The organism is Duganella sp. FT27W (genome assembly GCF_009295655.1).
Classification (GTDB): domain Bacteria; phylum Pseudomonadota; class Gammaproteobacteria; order Burkholderiales; family Burkholderiaceae_D; genus Rugamonas; species Rugamonas zoogloeoides.
In genome coordinates this window covers 557,990-583,595 of the sequence record NZ_WHIV01000003.1, presented here as the reverse complement: position 1 = coordinate 583,595, position 25,606 = coordinate 557,990, and the positions used below count along the sequence as shown (strand labels likewise).

The following is a 25,606-nucleotide window of genomic DNA, read 5'->3' as shown; positions in this document are numbered from 1 at the left end:
GTTCGGACTCACTGTGGTAAAGATTCTCGGGTTGAACGGAAGGGCACGGCAGGCAGGCCGGCGCCGTTGATCAGGTTCGGTTGCGCCGCTTCGTCCCAGCCGAAGCGCACGGCCACGGGGGCCGGCACGTGCGGGCTGGTGACGACGACCTTGCCGTCGCGGACGGTGGCCTCGCCGGCAAAGTAGCGGCCGTCGGCGCCGGCGATGTCGAACCAGGTCAACGGCTTACCGTCGCGCGCGGCCAGGCCGTCGGCATGGTCGAAGCTCAATACAGCCTGCTTGCCGTCGATGGCCAGCGCGCGGAACGCCGGGCCGAAGGCGGCAATGTCGTGCCGGCCGTAGGTCTGGTTGAGCGCCAAGTTGGCCAGGCGCAGGCCCACGGTCTGCTTGTCGCGCGGGTGGATGTCGTACAGGTCGTCCACCAGGTCGGTGGTGACGATCATGCCGGTGTGGGGGATGCGGGCGGCATCGGCTTGCGCTTCCCACAGGCGCGGCGCCGCCTGCGGGTCGAGCACGGTCTGGCGCCGCACGATGTGATAGAAGTGAGGCGCCACCTGGGCGTAATAGAACGGCAGGTCGGGCTGACCCCAGTGCCGGCGCCAGCCTTCGATCAGCGCCTGCATCTGGCCGGTGTAGCGCGACAGGTCGGTGTGGTCGATGTTCGATTCGCCCTGGTACCAGATGGCGCCGCGCAGCGCATGCGGCGCCAGGCCGGCGATCATGCCGTTGAACAGCGCCGACGAGTTGCCGGTACCGGATGCGGACGGCGTCCACGGTTCGATGCGGGTGCCGCCCCAGGTGGCGTCGATCAGGCCGACCGGCGCGCGCAATTGCTGGTGCAGGCGCCGTCCGAAGAAGTACGCGGCGGCGGAAAAATTGATGCGGCCGATGCTGGAGGGGGCGCAGCGCTCCCACACGCCATTCACGTCATCGAGGGGCTGGCCCGCTTTTTTGCGCAGCACCTTGAACAGCCGGATGTCCGGGTAGTCGGCAGCGGCAATTTCCTGTTCGTGGTTCGGTATCGGCTTCTGGCCCGATTTTTCGCCCAGCGGCTTTTCCATGTTCGACTGGCCCGATGCCAGCCATACCTCGCCCACCAGTACATCATCGACAGCAATCGCATTGGCGGCGCCGCGTACATGCAGCACGGCGGGCGCGCTGGCGGCCTGGCGCAGGTCGAGCGCCACGCGCCAGCGGCCATCGGCGCCGGCGCGGGTGCTGGCGCTTTGCTTGCCGAATTCGACCGTGACCGCTTCCTGCGGATCGGCCCAGCCCCACACCGGCACGCTGGCTGCGCGCTGCAGTACCGCGTGGTCCGACAGCACGGCCGGCAGCCGCACAACGGCGCCGGCAGACGCGCATAGCAGCAGGGCGGCAGCGGCAGCAAGCAGATGGCGGAGTGGATGCGAAGTCGAAGTCATGGCGCCGTGATTAGTAAGGGACAGGGCAGTAAAACATTGATATATTAGTGTGTCAACTTTGCGCACTGCATTGGTCAGGTTGTTGAGCAAAGCGTCAGTTGCCGGGTTTACGTACTTCTAAAATGCTAATATTTTAGCGTGAACTTTTTGAGAGCGCTTATGACCACCGTGCCGCGTCTGCTGTTATCCCTGCTGGTTTCCCACTGCGTGTTGACGGCAGCGCACGCCGAGCGCCAGTCCTTCAATTTCAACCCGGCCTGGCGCCTGGCCGTGGCCGATCCGGCCAACGCGTCCGAATCCGGCTTCGACGACCGCGCCTGGAAAGCAGTGACGTTACCGCGCGCCTGGAACGAGGACGATGCGTTCGGCAAGGACATCGTCGATCATTCGACCGGCATCGCCTGGTACCGCAAGCGCTTTACCTTGCCGGCCGGCGCGCGCGGACGCAAGGTGTTCCTCGAGTTCGAGGGCGCGCGCCAGGCGGCCGAGGTGTACGTGAACGGCAAGCAGCTGGCGCTGCACGAAAACGGCATCACCGCGTTTGGCGTGGACATTTCGGCGGCGCTGGTCGATGGCGAAAACACGGTGGCGGTGCGCACCGATAACCGTTGGGACTACCGCGAGCGCGCCACCAACCAGCGCTACCAGTGGGCCGATAAAAATTTCAATGCCAACTACGGCGGCTTGCCGAAGAACGTGCGCCTGCACATCACCGACAAGCTCTATCAGACCCTGCCCCTGTTCGCCAGCCTGGGCACCACCGGCGTGTACGTGTACGCGCAGGACTTCGATATCGGCGGCCGCCGCGCCACCATCCACGCCGAATCGCAGGTGAAAAACGAGTACGCCGAACCGCGCACCTTTACCTACGAGGTGGTGCTGCGCGACCGCGACGGCAAGCAGGTGGCCAGCTTCACGGCGCCAGCGCAAACGGTAGCGCCGGGCGACACCGCCACCGTCAAGGCCAGCGCAAAGGTGGAGAACCTGCACTTCTGGAGCTGGGGCTACGGCTACCTGTACGACGTCACCACCACGCTCAAGGTCGATGGCAAGGCGATCGACAGCGTGGTCACCCGCACCGGTTTCCGCAAGACCGCTTTTGGCGAAGGCATGGTGCGCCTGAACGACCGCGTGCTGCAAATGAAGGGCTATGCGCAACGCACGTCGAACGAGTGGCCAGCAGTGGGCATATCGGTGCCGGCCTGGCTCAGCGACTACAGCAACGGCCTGGCGCTCAAGAGCAACGCCAACCTGATCCGCTGGATGCACATCACGCCGTGGCGCCAGGATACCGAGTCGCTCGACCGCATCGGCCTGATGCAGGCGATGCCGCCCGGCGATTCGGAGGCGGACGTGACGGGCCGACGCTGGGAGCAACGGATGGAAGTCATGCGCGACGCGATCATCTATAACCGCAACAGCCCCAGCATCATTTTTTACGAAAGCGGCAATCGCGGCGTGAGCGCGGCCCACATGCAGGAAATGAGGGCGCTGCGCGACCAGTACGATCCGCACGGTGGCCGCGCCTCCGGCAGCCGCGAAATGCTCAGCAGCGCCCTGCAAAACGTGGCCGAATACGGCGGCGAAATGCTGTACATAAACAAGAGCGCGCGCAACCCGATGTGGGCGATGGAGTACTCGCGCGACGAGGGCGCCCGCAAGTTCTGGGACGCGCTCTCGCCACCGTTCCACGCGGACGGCGACGGTCCACAATACAAGGGGCAAAGCGCGGCCACCTACAACCGCAACCAGGACACCCACGCGATCGAAAACGTCAAGCGCTGGTACGACTACTGGCGCGAGCGGCCCGGTACCGGCACGCGCGTGTCGTCGGGCGGCGTCAACATCATTTTCTCGGATTCCAACACCCACCACCGCGGCGCCGAAAACTACCGCCGCAGCGGCGAGGTCGATGCCATGCGCATTCCCAAGGACGGCTACTTTGCGCACCAGGTGATCTGGGATGGCTGGGTGGACGTGGAGCGCCCGCGCGCCCACATCGTCGGCCACTGGAACTACCAGCCCGGCACGCGCAAGGCGGTCACGGTGATTTCCAGCGCCGAGCGGGTGGAGCTGCGCCTGAACGGCAAGCCGGTCGGCGCTGCCGCGCGTCAGAGTGAGCGCTTCCTGTTCACGTTCGACGATATCGCCTGGCAGCCGGGCGAGCTGAAAGCCATCGGCTACGATGCCGCCGGCAAGCAGGTATGCGAAAGCGTGCTGACCACCGCCGGCAAACCGGTGGCGCTCAAGCTCACCCCCATGACCGGCCCCTCCGGCCTGCAAGCCGATGGCGCCGACCTGGCGCTGGTGCAGGTGGAAGTGGTCGATGCCAAGGGCCGCCGCAACCCGGTGGCGCTGGACACCATCACCTTTGAACTGGACGGCCCGGCCGAGTGGCGCGGGGGCATCGCCCAGGGACCGAACAACCATGTGCTCGACAAGTCGCTGCCGGTGGAAGGCGGCATCAACCGGGTACTGGTGCGCAGCGCCACCGAGGCCGGCAAGATCGTGCTGCGCGCCCGCGCCCAGGGATTGAAGGGCGCGCAAGTGGTGCTGCAATCGAAACCGGCGCCGGTGGTGGCGGGCTTGTCGCAGCGCCTGCCGGGCGCGGATTTGCCGCTGTACCTGGAGCGCGGACCGACGCCGGCCACGCCGTCGTTCAAGGTGAGCCGGATCGCGGTGCCGGTGCAGGTGGCCAGCGCCGCCAGCAACGCCGCCGACGCCGGCAACTCCATCGACGACGACGAAACCACGCGCTGGGCCAGCGCCCCGGGCGCGTCGGCGATCACGTACCGCATGGCGCAGCCCACCACGCTGACCGAGGTCACCATGAAACTGTCGGGCTGGCGCGAGCGCAGCTACCCGGTGCGCATTGCTATCGATGGCGAGGAAGTCTTCAACGGCATGGCCCCGCGCAGCCTCGGCTACGTCACGCTGCCGGTCAAGCCAAAGCAGGGCAGCCTGGTGACGGTGGAACTGGTGGGTGCGGCCGAGGAGGGCAATGCCGTCAAGATGACGGAGGTGGCCAACCAGGCCATCGTCGATACCGGCGCCAACTCCACGCCGAAGGGAGTGTTGTCGATCGTCGAGATCGAGTTTTATCGGGCAGCATTGCCGCAATAAGTTTGCAAGTAAGCCGGCAATATTGATATGTTAATATATGAGACCATCACAACACCCCGGTCTCAGCATGGCTTTGCAATCGTTGCCAGGAAATTTCAACCTTGACCGTTCGCGCAACGCGACGGTCCAGGTGTTCGAGCATTTGCGCGAATTGATCGTTACCATCGCGCTTGAACCTGGCACCGTGCTCGCGCGCCAGCAATTGGCCGAGTATTTCAAGCTGTCCACCACGCCCATCCGCGATGCGCTGCTGCGCCTGGAAGAGGAGCGGCTGGTGGACATCTACCCGCAGCATCTCACCCGTGTCAGCGCCATCGACCTGGCGTCCGCGCGCCAGGCCCACGTGCTGCGGCTGTCGGTGGAGCTGGAAATGGCGCACCAGTTGTCGAAGCAGCGGCCGCCGAATCTGGACGGCTCCCTGAGCGACCTGATCACGCGCCAAAAACAGGCGCTCGAACGCAAGGACCTGGAAAGCTTCGCCCGCATCGACCTGGAATTCCACCGCACCATGTACGCGGCGGCCGATATTGCCGACCTGTGGGACCTGGTGCGCCGCCTCAGCGGCAACCTCGACCGCCTGCGCCGCCTGCACCTGCCGCTCAACAGCAAGGCCCAGCGCATCCTCGACGACCACAGCGCGATTGCCAACGCGATTGCCGCCGGCGCCTCGGACCAGGCGCGCGAAGCGGTGCGCCACCACCTGTCGGGCACCCTGTCCGAAATCGACGCGCTGCGCGACAAATACCCCGACTTCGTGCTGCCGCCGCCGGGGTAAGTGCCGGCAGGCTCACTCCGCCAGCTTTGGCGTACCGATCTGCTGCTTCGGCAGTCTATCCCGCTACGGCTATCCTTCTTAGCCCCTCCCGATCCAGCAAGCTGATCCGCCGGTTCTGCACATCGAGCAACCCTGCCGCCCGGAACTGGGTCAGCTGGCGGCTCACGCTTTCCAACGCCAGGCCCAGGTGCGAGGCGATGTCGTCGCGCGACATGCGCAGTTCCACCGTGTCGGCCGGTTCGACATCGCCGCCATCGGCCAGGTCCAGCAGGAACGTCGCCAGCCGCTGCGGCGCCTTGGCCGTGCCCAGCATCAGCATACTGGTTTGCTGACGGTCGAGTTCGGCGCCGACCAGCTGGTGGAAGCGGCGTGTGAGCGCCGCGTATTGTTTCATCAGGCGCGTCAGCCCCGTGTACGAGATGGCGCAGGCGGTGCTGTCGCACAGGGCCAGGACGTCGCAGCGGTGGGTATTGGCGGCCAGCGATTCCAGGCCCAGCAACCGGCCCGGCTGGTAGAAGCCGATTACTTGCGGGCGGCCGTCCGGCATGGCGCGCTCGGCTTTCAGTTGGCCGTGCTGGACCGAGTACAAGGTGTCGAACGGCGTACCGCGTGCGACCAGGCGCTGGTGGCGCTTGAGTTCGTGGCGCCGCATTACCACCTGGTGTTCGAACGCTTCCAGCGCGGTCGCGTCGAGGCCGGCGGCCAGGCAGTGGCTGCGGGTGTCGCAGTCGCGGCAGCACGGTGGCAGGGCGCCTCGTTGCGAAGGCCTTGCTGGACGTGCGGGGAGGGTGGAAGTTGATTGCATGGAAATTGCTCGAGTCACGATGTGCCAAGACTAGCAACTCTTACCTGAAAAATATTTGATCCACGTCAAGTTTCTCCCGGTAGGCGGTTATCCCAAAATTTGATATGGATCAATTTTATTATTGATGAAAATCATTATCCTTTGCTCTTGTGATTTATTGCTGAGGAAATATCAATGAGATCTGCGATGCCTGTCGAGACGCCCGGCACCATCGACGCCCTGACCCGGCGCATCGCCGCGCTCGAGTCGGAGCTGCGCGTGGCCACCGCCGCGTTTGAAACGGCAGAAGGCATGCTGGTGACCGACGCCCACGGCATTATCCTGCGCGTGAACCAGGGGTTCAGCCGCATTACCGGCTACACCGCCAGGGAAGCCGTCGGCCAGCGGCCCGCCATGCTCAGCTCGGGCAAGCACGATGCCGGTTTCTACCGCAAGATGTGGGACGCGATCCACTGCGACGACCGCTGGGAAGGCGAGATCTGGAACCGCCGCAAGGACGGCGAGAAATATCCGCAATACCTGAGCATTGCCGCCGTGCGCGACCAGGACGGCCGGCTGACCAACTACGTGGCCGTGCTGACCGACATCACCCAGCGCAAGGCCGCCAGCGAAGAGATCGAGATGCTGGCGTTTTACGATCCGCTCACGCGCCTGCCCAACCGCCGCCTGCTGCTCGAGCGGTTGCGCCAGGTGCTCAACACCAGCCGCCTGCACGACCGCTATGGCGCACTGATGTTCATCGACCTCGACAACTTCAAGACCCTCAACGATACGCTGGGCCACAACGTCGGCGACATGCTGCTGCAACAAGTGGCCGGCCGGCTGCAGGCGGCGCTGCGCCATGGCGACACGGTGGCGCGCCTGGGCGGCGACGAGTTCGTGGTGCTGCTCGAAGGATTGAGCAGCGACCAGGACGAGGCTGCCGCCCACACCGAAATGCTGGGCGTGGCCATCCGCAACGCGCTCAACCTGCCTTACCTGCTGGGCAGTCACACCTGCCACAGCACGCCGTCGATCGGCGTGACCCTGTTCCACAACGGCCATCCGCCGCACCCGGACGAGCTCTTGATGCAGGCCGATATCGCCATGTACCAGGCCAAGCAGGGCGGACGCAACGGCATGCGCTTCTTCGACCAGGGCATGCAGGACAATATCAACGCCCGCGCCGACATGGAGCGGGCGCTGCGCATCGCCATCGACCTGCACCAGTTCGAGCTGTACTACCAGATCCAGGTGGACCAGCACGGCCGCGCGCGCGGCGCCGAGGCGCTGGTGCGCTGGCGCGCGGACGGCAAGATGATGTCGCCGGCGCAGTTCGTGCCGCTGGCCGAGGAGACCGGCCTGATCCTGCAACTTGGCAGCTGGGTGCTGGAGGAAGCATGTGCCCGCCTGCGCGCCTGGCAGGAAGATCCCGGCCTGCGCGCGCTGACGCTTGCTGTCAATGTGAGCGCCGCGCAATTCCACCAGCCCGGCTTTTGTGAGCAGGTGCGCGGCGCTGTGGCGCGCCACGCGATCGATCCGCGCCTGCTCAAGCTGGAACTGACCGAGGGTATCGTGCTGAAAAACGTGGAAGTGACGGCACAAAGCATGGCCGCGCTGCGCGCCATGGGCGTGCGCCTGTCGCTCGACGATTTCGGTACCGGCTACTCGTCGCTGCAATACCTGAAGCGTTTGCCGCTGAGCCAGCTGAAAATCGACCAGTCGTTTGTGCGTGACCTGGTCAACGACCGCAGCGACCAGGCCATCGTCACCACCATCATTGCCATGGCGCGCAGCCTGGGGCTGGACGTGATTGCCGAAGGGGTGGAGACGTCGGCCCAGCGCGCGCTGTTGCAAAAGCTCGGCTGCTTCCACTACCAGGGTTACCTGTTCGGCCGGCCGGTGGCGGTGGCCGAGTTCGAACAGTTGGTGCTGGACCAGGTGAGCGCCAAACCGCGCGCCTGACCGGCTGCTTGCCGCCGCTGCTGTCGTGCACCGGGTAAAGTTTCCAGCCTGAGTCTGACCTCGCCGCTGGCTGTGCTCCTACAAGCGAACCCGGCCAAGGGTGAAACAATAGTCCTTTGTGCTACCAAGGAGTCACCATGTCCAAATGTACTTTCGCGGCGGCATTCGGTGTTGCCGCCCTGTGCCTGGCTGCACTGTCGCACGCCCAGACCACGTCGCCGGTCCAGCCCACCGGTACCACGGGCGCGACCGCTTTTCATCCTGCCGGACAGGGCAAGGCCGAGGCCGACGCCAGCACCACGTCGGCCACCGACAAGTCTGGCAATGCGGGCATGCAGCCGACGACCAAACCCGGCTTCGACAACAAGCCGCCCAAGGGCGTCAAAGAAAATTGCCACCGTCCGCAGGGCGGGGTAGATGCCAGCGGCGGTGAGAACCTGACCGCCACCGGCAAGCAGAATACCGCGTGCACGGGTAACAAGTCCGACAAAGCGGGCAAGCCTGCCAAAGGTTAATCTTTGTCTGCAGCTGGGGCGGCGCCCGCCTCGGCTTCCAGGTTGCCCTTGATGCGCATGAGCAGCGACAGCAACTGCGTGCATTCTTCAGCGCTCATGCCTTGCACTGCCAGGTTCGAGACGTGCGCACCCATGCCTTCCAGGCTGTCGATCACGTTGCGCCCGAGCGGCGATAGCCGCAAGCGCGTGCTGCGGCGGTCGGTTTCATCGACTTGTGCGTCAAGCAATTGCTGGTCGCGCAAGCCCTTGATCAGGCGCGCCACCTGCGCCTTGTCGCGCCCCGAGTGGGCCACCAGTTCGCTCTGGCTGGCGCCCGGGTGACGGGCGAAAAATCCCAGCACCTTGTATTCCATGTGGGTCAGTTCGTGCGCGGGGTCGCGCGTGCTGTCGCGCAGTCCGCGTAATTGCATCGAGCGGTACAGGTGCATGACGTTGTGGACAGCGTCGAATACGGCGTCCGCCGGCTTGTACTGCGATTGGTTGACAAGATCAACTGTTTTCGGTAAATTGGGGGACATTGTCAACTAAGGTGAAAATCATGAGTGAGAATAATCGCATACAACGCGTGCGTCACGAAACCAGGATGCGCGACGTGACGGTGGTGCAGGTCGAGCAATTGGCGCCGGATTTCGTTAGCGTAACATTCGAGGGCGAGAGCCTGGCCGATTTCGTCTCGTCTTCCTATGACGACCACGTCAAGTTCGTCCAGCAGATTGGTGACGAGCGCGTGATGCGCGACTACACCCCGCGTCGCTACGACCGCGCCGCGCGCCAGCTGACCATCGAATTCGCACTGCATGAGCAGGGCGCCGCTTCCGACTGGGCCCGCGGCGTGGCCGTGGGCCAGCCAGCGGTGATTGCCGGACCGCGCGGCTCGATGATCATTCCCATGGATTACGAATGGCAATTTCTGGCCGGCGACGACACCGCCTTGCCGGCGATCCGCCGCCGCCTGGAAGAATTGCCGGCGGGCGTGAAAGTGCAGGTGCTGGTGACCGGTCCGGCGGCGTCACAGCTGGACTTTGCCAGCGCAGCGACGGTCGAACTGCGCATCGTGCCCGACGCCGCTGCGCTGGTGCAAGCGTTGCGCGACCTGGCCTTGCCGGAAGGTGATGGCTTTGTCTGGTTTGCTGGGGAAGCGGCGGTCGCCAAGCAGATCCGCGATATTGTTTTTGTGGAGAAAGCCTTTCCACGACAGGCGGCGCGCATTTCTGCCTACTGGAAGCAAGGCGCCCTGGGGCATCACGAGAACCTCGAATAAATCAGGCGGACACGTCTAAAAATCCGGCAATAACAAGGTGAAAAATAAAGTCGTTGCATTCTTGCTGAAACGTTAGATTGCGCGCATTTGTGCGCGGTTGGTGGTGCGACAATCGAGACCTTCTTCAAGGAGAATCACGATGTCCAGCAGCCATACCTATCGCCCCGACCTGGTGTCGTCGGAAATCGTCCAGACCGGCATCGAGCTGGCGGACCAGCAAGGACCGGCCAGCGCCGCCGCCTATCTCAGCGGGCGTGGCGTACTGCCGACGGTCATCAACCGGGTGGTGTCCGAGCCCGCGCAGCGCCGCAACATGGGACGCTTGCGCGGCAAGGACGAGCACGCGCTGGCCGAAGAAGCCTCGCGCTTTAAATTCATGCTGTGATGTTGTTGCTTTGCCACGGCGACCGGCCTGCCAACCACGCAGCCGGCGCCGTGGCTTTTCCCCGCCTGACAAGGGTGGCGGCTGCTAATTCCCCACGGTTTGCCATGACTCCCATGTTGCGATGCAATACGGATAAATCTTTACAAAATCCGGTATTACGCTAAAGTTCAGTCATCAATGATAACGCTAACTTTTGATCCACCCGCGTCATCAAACACTTTCCCTTATTTGTGAGCCGAGTCCTGCATATGCCAGTCCATGTTTTGAGAATAAAAATGTTAGCGCTAACTTTGGGTCGTGCATGAGCCAAGTACGCTGGGTGGTGATGGGTGTGAGCGGCTGTGGCAAGAGCACCGTCGCCCAGGCGCTGGCTGCGCGCCTGAACGTGGCGTTTGTCGAGGGCGACCAGTTTCACCCGCCCGCCAATGTGGCCAAGATGTCGGCCGGCCTGCCGCTTGACGACGACGACCGCGCTGGCTGGCTGCTGGCCTTGCAAGCGGAATTGCACCGGGCGGCCGGGCAGGGCGTGGGGCTGGTGGTGTCGTGCTCGTCGCTGAAGCGACGCTACCGCGACCTGCTGCGCGCCGGCGATCCGGCACTGCGCTTCGCCCACCTCGACGGTCCGCGCGAATTGATTGCTGCCCGGATGCAGGCACGGCACGACCATTACATGCCGCCTTCACTGCTCGACAGCCAGTTCCACGACCTGCAACCGTTGCAGGCCAACGAGGCGGGCGTGACGCTGTCGATCACGCTGGCGCCGGATGAACTGGTGGCGCGCATCCTCGCCACCGACTAATTTTTCAAGAGAGCCTGAGTAGAAACAACCACAGCAGCGGACCGTCAGCAGTACCGCGCGGACAACACACATAAAACAAACGAAGATCGGAGACAACATGCAACACCCAACCCCAACCCCAACCCGTCATACCATCATGCGCCTGGCCGTGGCCAGTGCTTGCGCCTGTTTCGCGTTATCTGCGCAGGCACAGCAGGCTGTCGCCCCGGCGCAGCAGGCGCCAGCCGATACAACGCCGGCCACTGCCGCGCCAACCGCAGCGCCCGCTGCAGTGGAACCGGTCGCTGCCCCAGTCCAATCGGCACCGGCAGCCATCGAGACGGCGCCGGGATCGGCTGCCGAAGTGGCAAAAGAGAACGTGGTCACCGTTTCCGGCTCGCGCATCGCCGCGCGCGGTTTCACGCAACCGACGCCTACCACGTCGCTTGGCGCCGAAGACCTGGCCAAGACTGCCAAGCCCAACCTGTTCAACGCGATTGCCGAACTGCCGGCCCTGCAGGGCAGCACCGGCCGCACCACCAGCACCAACAGTACCAGCAGCGGCGTGCAGGGGTTGAGTTCGCTGAGTCTGCGCGGCCTCGGTGCGATCCGTACCCTGACCCTGCTTGACGGCCAGCGCGTGGTGGGCGCCAATGTCACCGGCGTGACCGACGTGAGCCAGTTCCCGCAATTGCTGATCAAGCGGGTGGACGTGGTCACCGGCGGCGCCTCGGCCTCGTACGGTTCGGACGCCATCGGCGGCGTGGTCAACTTCATCACCGACAAGAAATTCGAGGGTTTCAAGGCGAATATCGAAGGTGGCATGACCAGGTACCACGACGACAAGAACGGCTCGCTGCAAGCAGCCTGGGGCAAGGCGTTCATGGACAACCGCCTGCACGTGACGGCCAGCGCGGAATACGGCCGCGAGAAGGGCATCGAGTCGCCCGGTTTCGGCGAAGTGGGGCCGAATGGCCGCACCTGGTACAAGAACCCGGCGTTCCAGGTCCGTCCCTTGAGCCAGACCAATGACGGCAAACCACAGTACACGGCCATCGAGCATGCCCAGCAATACCAGTATTCGAAATTCGGCCTGATCACCAGCGGCCCGCTGCAAGGCACGGCGTTTGGCGCCAATGGCCAGCCGTACCAGTTCAACTACGGCTCCAATGGGGTGCCGACCGGTACCGGTTCGGTGACCAATTGCGTCAACCCTTTCTGCGTCGGCGGCGACCTGAGCGGCAGCGTGGGCGCCGGCACCAACCTGGCCATGGACCTCACGCGCCAGGTGGGTTATACCCGCGTGGGCTTCGATATCAGCCCCGACCACGAAATTTACTTTACCGCCAACTACGGCAAGGTCAAATCGCATTTCTCGCCCAACCCTGGCGCGGCCAAGAACGCCAACCTGAACATCCGCTGCGACAATCCCTACCTGCCAGCGTCCATCGTTGCCGCGTGCGCCGCCAACAATATCACCAGCTTCCAGTACGGCACGGCGAACGCCGTGTTCCCGGAAAATATCAATGTCCATCCCACCCGCGAAATGAAGCGGGTAGTGGTAGGCGCCAACGGCAAGTTCCAGCTGGGCGGCAAGGAATGGTCGTATGACACCTACGCCGAACACGGCGTCAACCGTACCGACATCATCGTCCATGACATGACGCTCAATGCGCGCTACAACGCGGCGATTGACGCCGTGCGCGCGCCCGACGGCACCATCGTCTGCCGTAACGCGGTGGCCGCTGCCGCTGGCTGCCGGCCGTTCAACATCATCGGCGACGTGCCGGTGGACCAGGCGGCCTGGCGCTATATCGCGCCGGCCAACGGCCCGCAGCAGCACACGCGCCAGACTCAGGACGTGGCCAGCATCAACTTCAACGGCGAAGCGTTTTCATCGTGGGCCGGTCCGATTGCAATCGCCACCGGCGCCGAGTACCGCCGCGAACACTACAAGGTCACCGGCGATCCGTACGGCAACGGCATCTTCGCCGACAGCCCCAACACCGCCGACTACCCGGCCGACCCGCTGCTCAATACGGCGGTGGGCAACAACTGGTATGCCGGCAACTATCACAATGCCCAGGGCACGTATAACGTCAAGGAAGCGTACGTGGAGCTGAACGTGCCGGTATTAAAATCCCCCACCTGGGGCGAAGCCAACCTCAACCTGGCCGATCGCCACACCCGGTACAGCACTTCGGGCCACGTGGAAAGCTGGAAACTGGGCGCCAACTGGAAGACCGGCCTCGACGGCTGGCGCCTGCGCGCAGTCACGTCCAAGGACGTGCGGGCGCCGAATCTGAGCGAGTTGTACGCGGCGCAGGTAGTGGTGAACAATATCGTGCAATACCAGGGCAACACGGTGGCGATCCAGCAGCGCAGCGTGGGCAATACCCGCCTGCGTCCCGAGATCGCGCGCAATACCATCGTCGGCATCGTGCTGTCGCAACCGTCGTGGGCGCCGGGCTTTTCGGCATCGATCGACTACTTCGACATCAAGGTCGATGGCGTGATCTCGGCGCTGACGGCGCAACAGGAAGTGGATTTGTGCGTGGCCGGCAACCAGGAAATTTGCGGCGCCGTGTCGCTGGGAAACCCGGTGGCCACCAACAACTTTGTGACGGTGCAGGCATTCAACCTGGCTTCGCTGCGCAGCAAGGGCTACGACCTTGAAGGCTCGTATCGGATGAACCTGAAGGACTGGGGCCTGCCGGGCCGCCTGACCTTGCGTGCACTGGTCACCCGCAACATCAGCTTCCTCACCGATCCGGGCGTGGTGGGCACGATACCGTCTGAAGGCGCCGGCAACAACCTCGGCACCACGCCGCGCTGGAAAGGCCTGGCGTCGCAGTCGTGGGATACCGACCAGTACAGCCTGACCCTGGCCCAGCGCTGGATCAGCAAGGGCGTGTACAGCAACGAGTACATCGAATGCCAGACCGATTGCCCGGTCTCCACCATCATCCATCCGACCATTGCCAACAACAAGATGAAGGGCGCGTTTTACGTGGACCTGGGCGGCAGCTACAAATTTTCAGACAAGCTGACCGGCTTCTTCAAGATCGACAACATCGGCGATGTCAATCCGGCGCCGGCGCCGCAGACCAACCTGAGTTTCGGCATCAATCCGCAGCTGTACGATGTGCTGGGCCGCGTGTACCGCGCCGGGTTGCGCTATAACTTCTAAGGAAGGGAAATGCGCCGATGCCGACCGGTTGGCGGACTGGCCGGATCGAGCGTGGGCTGCCTGGTGTCGGGGGCAAGGCGAGGGGGGAGGCGTCGCCAGCGATGAGCAAATGAGCGAGGATTAATGCGTCAGCTTGAGGATCAACGCGGCAATCAGCGCCATTTGCAACACGCCCACCGAGACCACCCAGCGGATCAATTCGCTTTTGACCTCGGCAGCACTTCTGTCGATTTTCAGGTTAAGGGTGGCACCAAGGTTATCGATCGATGCCTTGATGCCGACCAGTTCCTGCGCAACGTCGTGCTTGCTTGCGTAACGCTCGGCAGCATGGGCCTTTTCCTTGCCGATGACTTCAGCAAGGACTTCAGCCTGGGCTTTTGCCTGTGCGTTGGTGAAGCCAGCGCTCTCCAGGCGTTCCATCATTTTCAGGGTGTCGAACGGTATCGATGTCATGAGATCCTCCAATCAGCAAGGCTGACCTGATTGCACCGCACATGCCTTGATCAATATCATATCACCGGTTCAAACCCGTGTCTCCGCCTGCCCGGCACCACTACTTTACCGCGACAACTGGCGCCGCACCTCGCCGACGTTACGGCCCACTTCGCGCACCACCTGGATCAGCCTGGACGGGGTAACGCGGAATTCCTGGGCCCAGTAAGCGACCGCCTGGGCGATGTTCGGGTTGATGTAAGCCTGGTGGCGGAAGTCTCCGGTATTGTTTTGATGTTGGGTGTTCATGATGTCTGTCCGATAATTCTTGGGCGCCCATCATGGCACTTTGGCCTCCCACACTCAGTGCCCTCGCTCACATAAATGAATATACCGGATGTTTTCTTGACGCATGACCAAGCTATCACGATAATAGCAATCATTCTCAATTAAAATCAGGTCTTGCCGTGAAATCCTTGTCCTCCGCGCCCAGCCCCCGCGCGCTTGTTGTGCTCGTGTCCGCCGTGTTGACTGCCTGGGTTGCGCCTGCCGCCGGGGCCCAGGAAGTTACCGACGCCAATACCGTGATCGTCTCCGCCTCGCGCTCCAACATCGCCGCCAACCAGGCGCCGCAAACGGTGGTGATCATCAAGCAGGAAGACATCGAGAAGCAACTGGCCATTTCCGGCAATTCGTCCGACGTATTGTCAAGCATCCTGCCGTCGTACACGCCCAGCCGGGGCAAGATGAATGGTTCGGGCGAAACGCTGCGCGGCCGCACGCCCTTGATCCTGGTCGATGGCGTGCCGCAATCGAACCCGATGCGTCCCACCGGCCGCGAAGCGCACACCATCGATTTTTCGATGGTCGAGCGGATCGAGATCGTCCAGGGCGCCAATGCCATCAACGGCCTGGGCGCCACCGGCGGCACCATCAACATCATCACCAAGCGGCCGGAAAAGGGCGCCTTCAACCAGTCGGTCGATGTGCAGACCACGCTGCCCACCACCGACATCGGCAGCGATACGGCCAACTACAAAACTTCGTACAACGCCAGCGGGCGTAACGACAAGTTCGAATACCTGTTCGGGCTCAGTTACGAAGACCAGGGCCTGTACCTCGATGGTAAGGGCCGCTCGATCGGCGCCGACACCACTCAGGGCGACCTGATGGATTCACGCAGCTACGACGCGCTGGTCAAACTCGGCTACTGGTTCGACGACAACCAGCGCCTGCAACTGTCCGTCAATCGCTACAAGATCAAGTCCAAGGCCAACTACCAGGTGGTGGCCGGCGACCGCGCGCTGGGCATCCCGAGCACCTCGGTCAAGCTCACGCCGGCAGGCACGCCGCCATGGAACGACGTGTGGACCTCGAGCCTCAGCTACCGCCACGCCAACCTGGCCGGCATGGAACTGACCGCGATGATCTTCAACCAGGAATTCGAAGGACTGTTCGGCGCCGACATCTCGGCCACCTTCCAGGACCCGCTGATCGCACCCACCGGCACCTTGTACGACCAGTCGCGCTCCGTCGCCTCGAAGTACGGCAGCAAGGTGGGCCTGGGCCGCGACGATCTGTTGAACGGCCGCCTGAAGCTTACCGTCGGTTTCGATACCCTGTTCGACAAGGGCAAGCAGGACCTGTACCTGACCGGCCGCACCTACGTGCCGAACTCCGAGTACCGCAACTACTCGCTGTTCGCCCAGGGCGAGTACAAGCTGACGGACAGCCTGACCGCACATGCCGGCGCCCGCAAGGAAAAAGCCGATCTCACGGTGGACACCTACCGCACGCTGGCCCAGTACCGCCGCGTACTGGTCCAGGGCGGCAAGCTCGATTTCAGCGAAGAGCTGTATAACGCCGGCCTGGTATGGAATCCGGCGGCGGGCCTGACGCTGTTTACCAGCTACTCCGAAGGCTTCGGCATGCCCGATATCGGTCGCGTGCTGCGCTCGATTAACACGGTGGGGCAGAGCGTCGCGAACATGCGCGACCTGGCGCCGATTCTGACCAAAAGCGTGGAACTGGGCGGCCGCTATCACAAGGGCGCCTGGGACCTGGACGCCGCCTACTTCCGCGCCGATTCCGACTTCGGCACGCGCGTGATCGCGGTCAATGGTGCCTTCATGATGGCGCGCGAAAAGACCCGCACCGAAGGCCTGGACCTGGGCGCCGCCTACCGCTTCAACACCGCGCACCGCGCCAAGGTATCGTATGCCTACACCAAGGGCCGCTACGACACCAACGGCGACGGCTCGCTCGACGGCAAGCTCGATGGCCTGAACGTGGCGCCCAATCGCGTGATCGCCACCTGGAACGCCGACTGGAACGACCGCTGGTCCACCTTCGTGCAGGCGCAGCACGCGTTCAGCCAGTCGTTCGACGAGGCGGCCAAGGAATTCAGCGGCTATTCGCTGGTCGATGCCACCACCGGCTACAAGCTGGGTAAAGGCAATGGCGAGCTGCGCCTGTCGGTGGCCAATCTGTTCGACAAGGACTACATCACCTATTACTCGCAAAGCGCGCTGGTCGAACCGAAGCGTTACTTCGCCGGACGTGGCCGCACGTTGAGCCTCGGCTACGCGCTGCGGTTCTAAGGTGACGCCAACTGACGCCAGCGCCGGCTCTTCCGGCGCGCCGCCGTCCGTGCCGGGAGAACTGCGTCAGCAGGACTATCGGCACAAGCCGCACGAACCGCACAGGGCGCGTGATCACGCTCGCGCGCCGGATGCACTATACCAGCCGCCGGCGTGGCTGGCCCTGGCGCTGCGCGTGGCCGGCGCCATCGTCGGCGGCTACGCGGTTACCGCCCTGGCCGTGGCGGCTTGCAGCGCCGCGCTGGCGCATGCCGGCATGGTGCGCTCCGAGGCGGTGGCCTTGTGCGCCATGCTGGGCTTCGTGTTTTACCTGGTGCTGGCGCTGTGGGCCTTCAGCGTGCGCAGCGTCGTGCGTTTGTGGCTGCTGCTGGGCGGCTTGGCAGTGGTGCTGGCTGCGTTATGGTGGGCGGCAATCTGACATGGGCGATACGTTGACCAAGTCGATGGCGCTGCTGCACACGTGGGCCGGCGTGATCATCGGCAGCCTGCTGTTCGCGATATTCTGGTTCGGCACCCTGAGCGTGTTCGGCAGCGAGATCGACCGCTGGATGCTGCCGCAAACCCGCATCGCGCAAGTGCATGCGCCACTGTCGCTGGACCGGTTGGCGGCAACCGCCGTGCCGCAGGTGCCGGCCGGTGCCAGGCAATGGCGCATCGACCTGCCCACCAGCCGCAACCCGGTGGCGGAACTGACCTGGCGCGACGCCAAGGGCGCCGAGCATGGCCGCTTCATCGACCCGAATACCAACACCTTGCTGGCGCCGCAGCAGTCCGATGCGGCCACCGGTTTCCTGGTGCCGTTTCACTATACCCTGCACATCAAGTGGCTGGAGCTGGGCAAGTGGCTGGTGGGCCTGGCAGCGATGAGCATGCTGGTGCTGCTGGTCTCCGGCGTTGTGGTTCACAAGAAGATCTTCAAACAGTTTTTCACGTTTCGTCCGCACAAGCGCTTGCAGCGCAGCGCACTGGACCTGCACAACCTGACCGGCGTGGTGGCGCTGCCATTCCACGTCATGATCGCGCTCACGGGCCTGATCATCTTCATTACCATCTACTTCCCGCAACTGCATGCGGGCGCTTACGGCGAGGGCGCCAAGGCCAAGGCGGCGTTCATGGCCGAAGCCTACGGCAAGTACACGCGCAAGCCGGCCAAGGCGCCCGGCCAGTTGGGCTCCATCGACGCCATGCGCGCGACCGCTGCAGCCGCCTGGGGCGGTGGCGCGCCGTATTTCGTGCGCGTGTTCCACCCCGGCGATGCCAACAGCTATGTCGAGCTGCGCCGCTCGTACGCCAGCGACGTCACGATGAATTTGGACCAGATTTTCTTCGATGCGCAAACGGGCCGGGTGCTGGCGCGCTTCGAGGCGGGACCGGTGATGACCGCGCAACGCTTCATCTCGGGCCTGCACTTCATCCGCTTCGACCACGCGCTGCTGCGCTGGCTGTATTTCGCGGGCGGGCTGGCCGGCTGCGCGATGATCTGCACCGGCTTCCTGTTCTGGATCGAGGGCCGGCGCGCGCAGCATGCGAAGCGGGGATTGGCCGGTGTGCGCGTGGTGGAGGGACTGACCATCGGCAGCGTGACCGGCATCGTGCTGGCCACGCTGGTGTTCATGGTCGCCAACCGGCTGCTGCCGACAATCGATAGCCATGCCGAGGGCAGCGCGCTGCACGAAGTGCAGGCGTTCTATGGCGCGTGGCTCGCGGCATTTGCGCACGCGTGGTGGCGCGGCCGCGCCGCGTGGCGCGAACAGGCGATCGTCATCGGGGTGCTGGCGGTGCTGGCGGTGGCGCTCAATTGGTCCACTACCGGCGATCATTTGCTGACCGCCCTGGTTCAGGGTCAGCGTGGCGGCGCCGGGGGCGTGGGCGTCGCTGGGGTCGATTCTGTGTTGCTCTGCGTGGCGCTGGCAGCTGCTTACATCGCCAGGCGTTTGCGCACTTCGTAAAGATTGCGGCCTACTTCGCGCACGACAGCGATCAGGCGCGCCGGCGGAATGTGGAACTCCTCGGCCCAGTAGCGCACTTCCTGCACGTGGTTGGGATTGATAAAGCCCTGGCGGCTAGCTACAGTCGAATTAGTGTTTGAATATGCTTGCATGATCGTCCAGCTCCATTCTGCGTAAGGGTGTCTCAGCGCCGTTCTACTGTGCCACTGCTGGCATTCGGTGTCGAGACATTCCCTTAACGCGCGAAGCCCGCCGGTGGTTGACACCAGCAGGAAGACGAAACAAGTGTTGCTTATTTACCCGGATCCTTCATGTTGGGGAACTGGTCGAACTCGATGTTATAGACCTCGTTGCCAACCTTTTCCACCTTGCGCACATACACCGTCTGGACGATGTCGCGGGTGGCCGGGTCGATTGCGATCGGGCCGCGCGGGCTATTGAGTTTGATCGTCTTGAGCACTTCCATTGCCTTGTCGCCGTCGATCTTGCCGTTCAACTTGCGGGCCACTTCGTAAATCGCGGCCATGCCGTCGTAGGCCGCCACCGCCATGAAATTGGGACGGCCGCCGCCGGGATTGGTGGCCGCAAAACTTTTCAGGAATGCGGCGTTTTCCGGCGACTTGTGGGCGGCCGAATAGTGGAAGGTGGTGATCACGCCCAGCGTGGCGTCGCCCATGGCCGGCAGCACGTGGTCGTCGGTCAGGTCGCCGGTGGCGATGACCTTGATGCCGGCAGCGGCCAGGCCGCGCTCGCGGTAGCCCTTCATGAAGGCGATGCTTTGCTCGCCGGCCGGCACGAAGATGAACACCGCGTCGGGCTTGGCGTCCTTGATGCGCTGGATGTACGGCGCGAATTCCGGGTTGCGCAGGGGGACGCGGATCGCTTCGGTCACCGTGCCGCCGCCTATTACCAGTTCGGCCTTGAAGGCGGCTTCCGCATCGATGCCGGGACCGTAGTCGGCCACCAGGGTCACGACTTTCTTGATGTTGTTCTTGGCCGCCCACGTGGCCATCGGCGCCGAGATCTGCGGCAGCGTCATCGAAAAGCGGGCGATGTAACTGGACTTGGTGGTGATCGACGACGTGGCCGCGTTCATGATGATCATCGGCTTCTTGGCCTGCTGGGCAATCGGCGCCACGGCCAGCGCTTCGGGCGTCAGGCCAAAGCCGGCCAGGAAGTCCACCTTGTCGCGCACCACCAGTTCCTGCGCCAGGCGCTTGGCGATTTCCGGCGCCGGGCCGGTCGTGTCCTTGACGATGATCTCGATTTTTTTACCGGCCACGGTGGACCCGTGCTGCGCCATGTACGCCTTGATGCCGCCTTCGATCTGCTTGCCGTAGTCGGCAAAGGGGCCGGAGAACGCGGCGATCACGCCGACCTTGATGGTGTCCTGGGCGTAGGCGTTCGGGCCGATGGCCAGCGTCGCCGCAGCCAGCGCGATCGTGGTCAACGCTGTCTTTACAAAATTTTTCCTGTTCATGCCGGTCTCCTGTTTTTGTCTATGAAATGCGCGGTGTAGCCCCGCGTGGCGCTGCTCGCAATGTTGCATTGTGGCCTAACGATGATATCAGGCAGCTTGACATCGCCTCGCGACGATCATAGTATCCAATTTATGTGCGATTAACAACCAGATGTTCGTTAATCGCACATGCTTATAAAGAGACAATAAAACAAACAGGAGACAGCAATGAAAAACAGTATCCGTGGCGCCGTGGCGCTGATGGCATGCGTAGGTGCGTCCGCAGCGATGGCCCAGTCCAGCGTCACCGTGTATGGACTGCTCGACACCGGCGTGGTCCACACCACCAACGCCAACGCTGCCGGCGATTCGGTCACCAAGATGCCATCGCTGACCGGTTCCTTCCCGTCGCGTATCGGCTTCCGCGGCGCCGAGGACCTGGGCGACGGCCTGCAACTGGTGTTCACGCTCGAAGCGGGACTGACCATGGACAGCGGCTCGATGGGACAGGGCAACCGCCTGTTCGGCCGCCAGGCATCGGTCGGGTTGAAGGGCGCCTTCGGCACCGTTACCCTGGGCCGCCAGATCAACATGACGTATATCGCCGGCATGAAGTCGGACGTGATGGGTCCCAACCTGTTCGCCATCGGCAGCATCGACCCGTACCTGCCGAATGCCCGCAGCGACAACGCCATCGGCTACCTGGGCAACTTCAACAATTTCGTGATCGGCGCCACCTACAGCACCGGGCGCGATGTGTCGGCCGCCGGCGGCCCGGCAGCGACGGGCTGCCCCGGCGAAGTGGCGGGCAACTCGAAAGCCTGCCGCCAGATCACCGGCCTGTTCGGCTACGAAACGCCGGCGTGGGGCCTGAATGCGTCCTACGACATCATGTACGGCAACGTCGGGGCGGCCGGCGGCTTGACCAGCAGCGACAACAGCGACAAGCGCGTGACCGCCAACGGCTATGTCAAGGTAGGCGAGGGCAAGATCGGCGCCGGCATCGTGGACCGCACCACGCGTGCCGCGACCGGCCTGTCGGAATCGGATTTGTACTTCCTGGGCGTGAGCTATCCGGTCACGCCACTGACCACGCTCGACACGCAAGTGGCCCGCCGCGATCTGAAGAACAGCAACGCCGACGCCACCATGGTGGTCGCGCGTCTGACCTATTACTTCTCCAAGCGCACGGCCAGCTACGTCGGCATCGGCCGCATGAAAAACAGCGGTCTGTCGGCAATCGCGCTCGATGCCGGCGGCACCGTCGGCGCGGGAAAAACGCAGAATGGCTTTATGGCGGGCTTGCGCCATTCATTCTAATCGGCCATATCACCGGCGCCATGGCGTCGTTGCAGCGCCTTGCCCTGGCGCCGCTGAAATGGCCTCACTTACGGCAGCAGGATTGAGAGTTCCTGTGCCCCCTTGAGGAGCACGGGCAGGAACTCTTTCTCTAGCTCCTTGACGCTGACACGCGCGGCTTGCGCACCCACGTTGAGGGCGGCCAGCACGGTGCCCGAGGCGCCGCGTACCGGCACTGCGATCGACCGCAATCCCAGTTCCAGTTCCTCGTCGTTGACGGCGTAACCCTGTTCGCGCACGCCGGCCAGGATTTCGCGCAGGCCTTTCTGGCTGACGACGGTGTTCTTGGTCATCGCGCGCAGCTTGGTGTTGGCCAGGTAGCGGTCGAGTTCTGCGGGCGGCAGGTGGGCCAGCATCACGCGGCCCAGCGACGTGCAGTAGGCGGGCAAACGGCTGCCGGTATTCAAGGCGACCGACATCACGCGCGACGTGGCGGCGCGCGCCACGTACAGCACCTCGCCGTCGTCCAGCACTGCCAGCGAGCTCGATTCGTTGAGCGTGCGGCTGATGCTGTTCAGGTAGGGCTGGGCCGACACCGTCAGCGGCGTCGATGACAGGTAGGAGTAGCCGAGCGTGAGGACCTTGGGCCGCAGCGAGAAGTTGTTCAGCTCCGCGTCCACGTACCCGAGCTCGCGCAGCGTATGCAGGCAGCGGCGCACGGCGGCGCGCGGGATGCCGGTCTTCTGGCTGATGTTGGCGATGGTTTGCGGCTTGCGCGAATCGCTGAACGCCTGCACCACGGCCAGGCCGCGCGCGAGCGACGTCATGAAGCTGGGGTCAGTCATGGCGTCGATCTGTTCGGCGATGGTGGGCTCGCGGTCCTCGTCGGCAGTTGCAGGGACAGGCGCAGCGGTTTCGGTTGGTTTGGCTTTTGACATGACGTGATTTTAATCCAGGCGATCGATTCGATAGACGGTTTTTCTTGACCACCGCCGGAGCAAGTCATACACTGAGTGTGCGGTGATCAATCATTAGTTCGATTATCGCACAAACCGAAACAAGAAGAATCATGAAAGCACACGATGATCGACAAAACTTTTGAATCACTGGAGCGCGCGGTAGCCGACATCCACGACGGCGCCACCGTCATGATCGGCGGCTTCGGCAACGCCGGCATGCCGTCGGCGCTGATCGACGCGCTGATCGCACAGGGCGCGCGCGAACTTACCATCGTCAACAACAACGCCGGCAATGGCGAGACCGGCCTGGCCGCGCTGTTGAAGGCCAAGCGGGTGCGCAAGATCATTTGCTCGTTCCCGCGCCAGGCCGACTCGCAGCATTTCGATGCGCTGTACCGCGCCGGCGAAATCGAACTCGAACTGACACCGCAAGGCAACCTGGCCGAGCGCATCCGCGCAGCCGGCGCCGGCATCGGCGGTTTCTTCACCCCCACCGGTTACGGCACGCTGCTGGCCGAAGGCAAGGAGACGCGCCTGATCGACGGCCGCCATTACGTGCTCGAAGCACCGATCCACGCCGACTTCGCGCTGATCAAGGCGCTGCGCGGCGACCGCTGGGGCAACCTGGTGTACCGCAAGACCGCGCGCAACTTCGGCCCGATCATGGCCATGGCGGCCAAGGTGGCCATCGCCCAGGTGCGCGACGTGGTGGCGCTGGGCGAACTCGATCCCGAAACGATCGTTACGCCGGGCATTTTCGTCCAGCGTGTAGTCAAGGAGGCAGCATGACCGATATCACCAAACCCGCAAAACGCTTTACCCGCGACCAGATCGCCGCACGCGTGGCGCAGGACATTCCCGAAGGCGCTTACGTCAACCTCGGCATCGGCCTGCCAACCAAGGTGGCCAACTACCTGCCGGCGGAACGTGAAGTCTTCCTGCACAGCGAAAACGGCCTGCTCGGCATGGGCCCCGCACCGGCGCCGGAAGACGAGGACGAAGACCTGATCAACGCCGGCAAGCAGCCGGTTACGCTGCTCACCGGCGGCGCGTACTTCCACCACGCCGATTCGTTCGCGATGATGCGCGGCGGCCACCTCGACGTGTGCGTGCTGGGCGCGTTCCAGGTGTCCGAACATGGCGACCTGGCCAACTGGCATACGGGGGCGCCCGATGCGATTCCCGCCGTGGGCGGCGCCATGGACCTGGCCATCGGCGCCAAGCAGGTGTTCGTGATGATGGACCACGTCACCAAGTCCGGGGAGAGCAAGATCGTCGAGGCGTGCAGCTACCCGCTTACCGGCGTGGCGTGCGTGAACCGCATCTACACCGACATGGCGGTGCTCAACGTGACCCCGAACGGTTTGGCGGTACTGGAAATGGCGCCCGGCCTTACCTTCGAAGAACTGCAGGCGGCCACCGGCGCCACGCTGGTGCAATGAAAGGATTGATGATGACCGATGCTTATATCTGCGACGCGGTACGCACCCCGATCGGCCGCTACGGCGGCGCCCTGAAAGACGTGCGCGCCGACGACCTGGGCGCGGTACCCTTGCGCGCGCTGGTCGAACGCAATCCCGGCGTACAGTGGGACCAGGTGGACGACGTGTTTTACGGCTGCGCCAACCAGGCCGGCGAAGACAACCGCAACGTGGCGCGCATGTCGTCGCTGCTGGCCGGTCTGCCGGTGGAGGTGCCCGGCACCACCATCAACCGCCTGTGCGGCTCCGGCATGGACGCCGTAGGCACGGCGGCGCGCGCCATCCAGTCCGGCGACGCCAGCCTGATCATTGCCGGCGGCGTGGAATCGATGACGCGCGCGCCGTTCGTGATGGGCAAGGCCGACAGCGCCTTCTCGCGCAACGCCTCGCTGCAGGACACCACCATGGGCTGGCGCTTCATCAACAAGGCATTAAAAGATGCCTATGGCGTGGAGACCATGCCTGAAACGGCGGAAAACGTCGCCACCGATTACCAGGTGAGCCGCAGCGACCAGGATGCGTTCGCGCTGGCGAGCCAGAACAAGGCCGCCGCCGCGATTGCCGCAGGCGTGTTCAAGCGCGAGATCGTGCCGGTCACCATCGCGCAAAAAAAGGGTGATGCGATCGTCTTCGCCCACGATGAACATCCACGCACCACCACAGTCGAAGCGCTGGCAAAGCTCAAGGGCGTGGTGCGGGCCGACGGCAGCGTCACTGCCGGCAATGCGTCGGGCATCAACGACGGCGCCTGCGCGCTGTTGATTGCCAGCGCCGAAGCGGCGCAGCAGCACGGCTTGAAGCCGCTGGCGCGCATCGTCGGCATGGCCACGGCCGGCGTGGCGCCACGCGTGATGGGCGTGGGGCCCGTGCCGGCGGTGCGCAAGCTGCTGCGCCAGACCGGCCTCACGCTCGAACAGATGGACTGGATCGAGTTGAACGAGGCGTTCGCGTCGCAGGGCCTGGCCGTGCTGCGCGAACTGGGTCTCAGTGATACCGACCCGCGCGTCAATCCCAACGGTGGCGCGATTGCACTCGGCCATCCGCTGGGCATGAGCGGCGCGCGCCTGGTGACCACCGCCACCTGGCAGTTGCAACACAACGGCGGGCGTTACGCGCTGTGCACCATGTGTATCGGCGTGGGGCAGGGCATCGCGATCATCATCGAGAAAGTCTGAAACGGTGTGATTTAATGTAAGTCTGAGAATGGCAGGAGACAAAATGAAACAACGA

The 25,606-nt window shown here is 63.8% G+C and carries 23 protein-coding genes; 15 read left to right on the top strand and 8 right to left on the bottom strand.

Translation table 11 applies throughout. From position 1 onward, the window contains the following. Positions 1-8 precede the first annotated feature (8 nt). A complete protein-coding gene (locus tag F8197_RS14400) occupies positions 9-1,421 on the bottom strand; it encodes a sialate O-acetylesterase (RefSeq protein ID WP_227012249.1) in 1,413 nt (470 codons plus the stop codon). Between the two features lie 159 nt (positions 1,422-1,580). On the opposite strand from F8197_RS14400, the gene F8197_RS14395 reads away from it, so the two are divergent. Then, complete coding sequence (locus tag F8197_RS14395; protein WP_152882419.1) at positions 1,581-4,544, top strand: DUF4982 domain-containing protein; 2,964 nt, start codon at positions 1,581-1,583, stop codon at positions 4,542-4,544. Between the two features lie 67 nt (positions 4,545-4,611). Continuing rightward, a complete protein-coding gene (locus F8197_RS14390) occupies positions 4,612-5,319 on the top strand; it encodes a GntR family transcriptional regulator (protein ID WP_152882418.1) in 708 nt (235 codons plus the stop codon). A gap of 55 nt (positions 5,320-5,374) precedes the next feature. On the opposite strand, the gene F8197_RS14385 is transcribed toward F8197_RS14390, so the two are convergent. Continuing rightward, positions 5,375-6,124, bottom strand: coding sequence for a Crp/Fnr family transcriptional regulator (locus F8197_RS14385; RefSeq protein WP_152882417.1), 750 nt, complete (start codon positions 6,122-6,124; stop codon positions 5,375-5,377). 174 nt (positions 6,125-6,298) lie between these two features. On the opposite strand from F8197_RS14385, the gene F8197_RS14380 reads away from it, so the two are divergent. Beyond that, positions 6,299-8,068 (top strand): bifunctional diguanylate cyclase/phosphodiesterase, encoded by a 1,770-nt coding sequence (locus F8197_RS14380; protein ID WP_227012248.1) that lies wholly within the window; start codon positions 6,299-6,301, stop codon positions 8,066-8,068. A gap of 137 nt (positions 8,069-8,205) precedes the next feature. Continuing rightward, positions 8,206-8,583: a hypothetical protein gene (locus F8197_RS14375; RefSeq protein ID WP_152882416.1), complete on the top strand. Its 378-nt coding sequence runs from the start codon at positions 8,206-8,208 to the stop codon at positions 8,581-8,583. Here the strand turns inward: F8197_RS14375 and F8197_RS14370 are convergent. Continuing rightward, positions 8,580-9,101: a MarR family winged helix-turn-helix transcriptional regulator gene (locus tag F8197_RS14370; protein WP_152882415.1), complete on the bottom strand. Its 522-nt coding sequence runs from the start codon at positions 9,099-9,101 to the stop codon at positions 8,580-8,582. The two genes, F8197_RS14375 and F8197_RS14370, sit on opposite strands and share 4 nt — an antisense overlap. Positions 9,102-9,121: 20 nt before the next feature. On the opposite strand from F8197_RS14370, the gene F8197_RS14365 reads away from it, so the two are divergent. The 4 genes from F8197_RS14365 (at position 9,122) to F8197_RS14350 (ending at position 14,197) form a co-directional block, all read left to right on the top strand. Continuing rightward, positions 9,122-9,844: a siderophore-interacting protein gene (locus F8197_RS14365; protein ID WP_227012247.1), complete on the top strand. Its 723-nt coding sequence runs from the start codon at positions 9,122-9,124 to the stop codon at positions 9,842-9,844. A gap of 139 nt (positions 9,845-9,983) precedes the next feature. Beyond that, positions 9,984-10,229 carry a hypothetical protein gene (locus F8197_RS14360; protein ID WP_019922300.1) on the top strand — a complete coding sequence of 82 codons (246 nt, stop codon included), beginning with the start codon at positions 9,984-9,986 and terminating at the stop codon, positions 10,227-10,229. A 301-nt stretch (positions 10,230-10,530) separates the two neighbouring features. Continuing rightward, the gene (locus F8197_RS14355; protein WP_152882414.1) at positions 10,531-11,028 is read left to right on the top strand and encodes a gluconokinase; all 498 of its coding nucleotides are present in this window, start codon (positions 10,531-10,533) and stop codon (positions 11,026-11,028) included. Between the two features lie 97 nt (positions 11,029-11,125). Continuing rightward, positions 11,126-14,197, top strand: a complete 3,072-nt coding sequence (locus tag F8197_RS14350; protein ID WP_227012246.1) for a TonB-dependent siderophore receptor — start codon at positions 11,126-11,128, stop codon at positions 14,195-14,197. A gap of 120 nt (positions 14,198-14,317) precedes the next feature. Here F8197_RS14350 and F8197_RS14345 read toward each other — a convergent pair whose 3' ends face one another. Continuing rightward, the gene (locus F8197_RS14345) at positions 14,318-14,650 is read right to left on the bottom strand and encodes a coiled-coil domain-containing protein (RefSeq protein ID WP_019922303.1); all 333 of its coding nucleotides are present in this window, start codon (positions 14,648-14,650) and stop codon (positions 14,318-14,320) included. 105 nt (positions 14,651-14,755) lie between these two features. Continuing rightward, a complete protein-coding gene (locus F8197_RS14340; protein ID WP_019922304.1) occupies positions 14,756-14,938 on the bottom strand; it encodes a DUF3606 domain-containing protein in 183 nt (60 codons plus the stop codon). Positions 14,939-15,153: 215 nt separating this feature from the next. Here F8197_RS14340 and F8197_RS14335 point away from each other — a divergent pair, with 215 nt between their 5' ends. The 3 genes from F8197_RS14335 to F8197_RS14325 are packed head-to-tail and all read left to right on the top strand — an operon-like array spanning position 15,154 to position 19,178. Further along, entirely contained in the window at positions 15,154-17,229 is a 2,076-nt protein-coding gene (locus tag F8197_RS14335; protein WP_373996876.1) for a TonB-dependent receptor, read from the top strand. 1 nt (position 17,230) lies between these two features. After that, on the top strand, positions 17,231-17,647 hold the full coding sequence (locus tag F8197_RS14330) for a hypothetical protein (RefSeq protein ID WP_152882413.1): 417 nt from the start codon (positions 17,231-17,233) through the stop codon (positions 17,645-17,647). 1 nt (position 17,648) lies between these two features. Next, positions 17,649-19,178 (top strand): PepSY domain-containing protein, encoded by a 1,530-nt coding sequence (locus F8197_RS14325; RefSeq protein ID WP_152882412.1) that lies wholly within the window; start codon positions 17,649-17,651, stop codon positions 19,176-19,178. On the opposite strand, the gene F8197_RS14320 is transcribed toward F8197_RS14325, so the two are convergent. Continuing rightward, positions 19,148-19,330: a DUF3606 domain-containing protein gene (locus tag F8197_RS14320; RefSeq protein ID WP_152882411.1), complete on the bottom strand. Its 183-nt coding sequence runs from the start codon at positions 19,328-19,330 to the stop codon at positions 19,148-19,150. The two genes, F8197_RS14325 and F8197_RS14320, sit on opposite strands and share 31 nt — an antisense overlap. Positions 19,331-19,470: 140 nt before the next feature. After that, positions 19,471-20,658: an ABC transporter substrate-binding protein gene (locus tag F8197_RS14315; protein WP_152882410.1), complete on the bottom strand. Its 1,188-nt coding sequence runs from the start codon at positions 20,656-20,658 to the stop codon at positions 19,471-19,473. 207 nt (positions 20,659-20,865) lie between these two features. On the opposite strand from F8197_RS14315, the gene F8197_RS14310 reads away from it, so the two are divergent. Further along, positions 20,866-21,957, top strand: coding sequence for a porin (locus F8197_RS14310; RefSeq protein WP_152882409.1), 1,092 nt, complete (start codon positions 20,866-20,868; stop codon positions 21,955-21,957). A 68-nt stretch (positions 21,958-22,025) separates the two neighbouring features. On the opposite strand, the gene F8197_RS14305 is transcribed toward F8197_RS14310, so the two are convergent. Then, positions 22,026-22,874 carry an IclR family transcriptional regulator C-terminal domain-containing protein gene (locus F8197_RS14305; protein ID WP_152882408.1) on the bottom strand — a complete coding sequence of 283 codons (849 nt, stop codon included), beginning with the start codon at positions 22,872-22,874 and terminating at the stop codon, positions 22,026-22,028. Positions 22,875-23,018: 144 nt separating this feature from the next. Between F8197_RS14305 and F8197_RS14300 the strand changes: the two genes are divergently transcribed. Genes F8197_RS14300 through pcaF form a run of 3 tightly spaced genes read left to right on the top strand, consistent with a single transcriptional unit; the run spans position 23,019 to position 25,551 of the window. Next, on the top strand, positions 23,019-23,684 hold the full coding sequence (locus tag F8197_RS14300; protein WP_019922312.1) for a 3-oxoacid CoA-transferase subunit A: 666 nt from the start codon (positions 23,019-23,021) through the stop codon (positions 23,682-23,684). Then, the gene (locus tag F8197_RS14295; protein WP_056144314.1) at positions 23,681-24,337 is read left to right on the top strand and encodes a CoA transferase subunit B; all 657 of its coding nucleotides are present in this window, start codon (positions 23,681-23,683) and stop codon (positions 24,335-24,337) included. Before F8197_RS14300 ends, F8197_RS14295 begins: the two co-directional genes overlap by 4 nt. An 11-nt stretch (positions 24,338-24,348) precedes the next feature. Beyond that, positions 24,349-25,551 (top strand): 3-oxoadipyl-CoA thiolase, encoded by a 1,203-nt coding sequence (gene pcaF / locus F8197_RS14290; RefSeq protein WP_152882887.1) that lies wholly within the window; start codon positions 24,349-24,351, stop codon positions 25,549-25,551. The last annotated feature ends 55 nt before the right edge of the window (positions 25,552-25,606 follow it).

Excerpts from the sequence above, each read along its gene's own strand:
- F8197_RS14400 (WP_227012249.1), bottom strand. The coding sequence starts at position 1,421 with ATGACTTCGACTTCGCATCCACTCCGCCATCTGCTTGCTGCCGCTGCC.
- F8197_RS14395 (WP_152882419.1), top strand. The coding sequence starts at position 1,581 with ATGACCACCGTGCCGCGTCTGCTGTTATCCCTGCTGGTTTCCCACTGC.
- F8197_RS14390 (WP_152882418.1), top strand. The coding sequence starts at position 4,612 with ATGGCTTTGCAATCGTTGCCAGGAAATTTCAACCTTGACCGTTCGCGC.
- F8197_RS14385 (WP_152882417.1), bottom strand. The coding sequence starts at position 6,124 with ATGCAATCAACTTCCACCCTCCCCGCACGTCCAGCAAGGCCTTCGCAA.
- F8197_RS14380 (WP_227012248.1), top strand. The coding sequence starts at position 6,299 with ATGAGATCTGCGATGCCTGTCGAGACGCCCGGCACCATCGACGCCCTG.
- F8197_RS14375 (WP_152882416.1), top strand. The coding sequence starts at position 8,206 with ATGTCCAAATGTACTTTCGCGGCGGCATTCGGTGTTGCCGCCCTGTGC.
- F8197_RS14370 (WP_152882415.1), bottom strand. The coding sequence starts at position 9,101 with ATGTCCCCCAATTTACCGAAAACAGTTGATCTTGTCAACCAATCGCAG.
- F8197_RS14365 (WP_227012247.1), top strand. The coding sequence starts at position 9,122 with ATGAGTGAGAATAATCGCATACAACGCGTGCGTCACGAAACCAGGATG.
- F8197_RS14360 (WP_019922300.1), top strand. The coding sequence starts at position 9,984 with ATGTCCAGCAGCCATACCTATCGCCCCGACCTGGTGTCGTCGGAAATC.
- F8197_RS14355 (WP_152882414.1), top strand. The coding sequence starts at position 10,531 with ATGAGCCAAGTACGCTGGGTGGTGATGGGTGTGAGCGGCTGTGGCAAG.
- F8197_RS14350 (WP_227012246.1), top strand. The coding sequence starts at position 11,126 with ATGCAACACCCAACCCCAACCCCAACCCGTCATACCATCATGCGCCTG.
- F8197_RS14345 (WP_019922303.1), bottom strand. The coding sequence starts at position 14,650 with ATGACATCGATACCGTTCGACACCCTGAAAATGATGGAACGCCTGGAG.
- F8197_RS14340 (WP_019922304.1), bottom strand. The coding sequence starts at position 14,938 with ATGAACACCCAACATCAAAACAATACCGGAGACTTCCGCCACCAGGCT.
- F8197_RS14325 (WP_152882412.1), top strand. The coding sequence starts at position 17,649 with ATGGGCGATACGTTGACCAAGTCGATGGCGCTGCTGCACACGTGGGCC.
- F8197_RS14320 (WP_152882411.1), bottom strand. The coding sequence starts at position 19,330 with ATGCAAGCATATTCAAACACTAATTCGACTGTAGCTAGCCGCCAGGGC.
- F8197_RS14315 (WP_152882410.1), bottom strand. The coding sequence starts at position 20,658 with ATGAACAGGAAAAATTTTGTAAAGACAGCGTTGACCACGATCGCGCTG.
- F8197_RS14310 (WP_152882409.1), top strand. The coding sequence starts at position 20,866 with ATGAAAAACAGTATCCGTGGCGCCGTGGCGCTGATGGCATGCGTAGGT.
- F8197_RS14305 (WP_152882408.1), bottom strand. The coding sequence starts at position 22,874 with ATGTCAAAAGCCAAACCAACCGAAACCGCTGCGCCTGTCCCTGCAACT.
- F8197_RS14300 (WP_019922312.1), top strand. The coding sequence starts at position 23,019 with ATGATCGACAAAACTTTTGAATCACTGGAGCGCGCGGTAGCCGACATC.
- F8197_RS14295 (WP_056144314.1), top strand. The coding sequence starts at position 23,681 with ATGACCGATATCACCAAACCCGCAAAACGCTTTACCCGCGACCAGATC.
- pcaF (WP_152882887.1), top strand. The coding sequence starts at position 24,349 with ATGACCGATGCTTATATCTGCGACGCGGTACGCACCCCGATCGGCCGC.